Here is a 1,369-nt window from a genome sequence, read left to right on the forward strand (position 1 = left end):
GGGAAGAGGACGTTGTTCTCCAGATGGACATGCATCATCAGATCGTCGTGAAACTTGCCGAGGCCGAGATACAGCGCCCGCCAGGTGGCACAGGCGCCCTGCGGCGCGACCCGGCCACCGGTGATCGCCTCGATCCCCGCGAGAACCGCGCCGTGATCCTCGTGCTCGGCGCGCATGACCTGGATTGCGGCACGCGCCATCTCGCCGCCCCCCTGGGCGAGCAGCGGAAACAGCACGACCTCCTCGCGCTGCTGATGCAGGCGCAGTTCGGCGATCATGCGCGACAATGTTTCCGCAAGGCCATCCGGCACGGCAGGGTGCTTGCGGTGCGTCGCCTCGACCTTGGCGGCAAGGTCGCGCAGGTTCGGCAGCTCGGCGAGGTGGACCGCGTGGTAGCGTGTCTTGATGTGGTCGATCAGCGCCGGCGTCGGCGCGTCCCGCCAGTCATCGAGCGGTTCGGCGGCGGCGCTCATCAGGGCGGCGAGAACGGGCGACGGCGCGATCCCCTGCCCGGCTAGCGCCTCGGCCAGCGTGCGCTTGCCCTGGCAACAGAAATCGATGCCGAAGGTCTGAAACACCGAAGCGGCACCCGCTCGGCTGGCGGCGATCTGGCCGACAGGCGCGTTCAACAGACCGGCGTCGGCCGGTGTTTCAATCTGCCCGGACATGGGTTGTCTCCTGATTGGCATGAGGGAAGAGCGGCAGTTCGCCGCGATGCACGGCAATGCCGTGTTCAAGGCTGCGGGCAATCCGCCCCGCGAGCAGGACGAAACGATCGGCCGCGTCCGGCGGGCAGTGTTCCCGCGCGGTTTCCGCCCACAGTTCCATCCATCTTCCGAAATGCGCGGCCTCGATGGGCAGCGGCGCGTGCGCCTGCATCGGCGTGCCGCTGTACGGCCGCTCATCAGCGCGACAGAGGACCAGAACGCGCACATGCGGCCGAGATGACGATCCCAGTCATGCACCTTCGCCTCGAAGACGGGGCCGATGAGCGGGTCGCGCCTCGCCGCCCCATAGAAGGCATGCACCTGCCGTTCGATCATCGCTTCATCGATTCCGTTGTCCTGCATGGCTACTCCGTCAGCCGGCTATATACGCATTTCATATGCGTAAAATGCTCCGCCCAAATACGCATTGTCAATACCTGATAAGCGGACTAATATATGTTTGTGACGCTGACCAACTATACGGATTACGGGCTGCGCGCCCTCATGCTGCTCGCGATCGAGCCTGACCGGGTTCAATCGACGTCCGCACTTGCCACCCGCCTCGACGTATCACGCCATCATCTCGCGAAAATCCTGATGGATCTCGTGGCCGGCGGCTACCTCCTCAGTTCCCGCGGGCCCACCGGCGGCGTCCGCCTCGC

3 protein-coding genes are annotated in these 1,369 nt (G+C 65.4%); 1 reads left to right on the forward strand and 2 read right to left on the reverse strand.

Annotated elements, in window-relative coordinates; all coding sequences use genetic code 11:
• Together APM_RS15810 and APM_RS22755 are read right to left on the reverse strand one after the other, a co-directional pair.
• Positions 1-668 (reverse strand): DUF542 domain-containing protein (locus APM_RS15810; RefSeq protein ID WP_007424393.1); only part of this gene is annotated, 668 nt, incomplete at its 3' end.
• The gene (locus APM_RS22755; protein WP_241763177.1) at positions 652-828 is read right to left on the reverse strand and encodes a hypothetical protein; all 177 of its coding nucleotides are present in this window, start codon (positions 826-828) and stop codon (positions 652-654) included. The genes APM_RS22755 and APM_RS15810, both read right to left, overlap by 17 nt.
• Positions 829-1,163: 335 nt before the next feature.
• On the opposite strand from APM_RS22755, the gene APM_RS15820 reads away from it, so the two are divergent.
• The coding region (locus APM_RS15820) for an Rrf2 family transcriptional regulator (RefSeq protein WP_007424394.1) at positions 1,164-1,369 on the forward strand (206 nt) is incomplete at its 3' end.

This window comes from Acidiphilium sp. PM, from assembly GCF_000219295.1.
Taxonomy (GTDB): Bacteria; Pseudomonadota; Alphaproteobacteria; order Acetobacterales; family Acetobacteraceae; genus Acidiphilium; species Acidiphilium multivorum.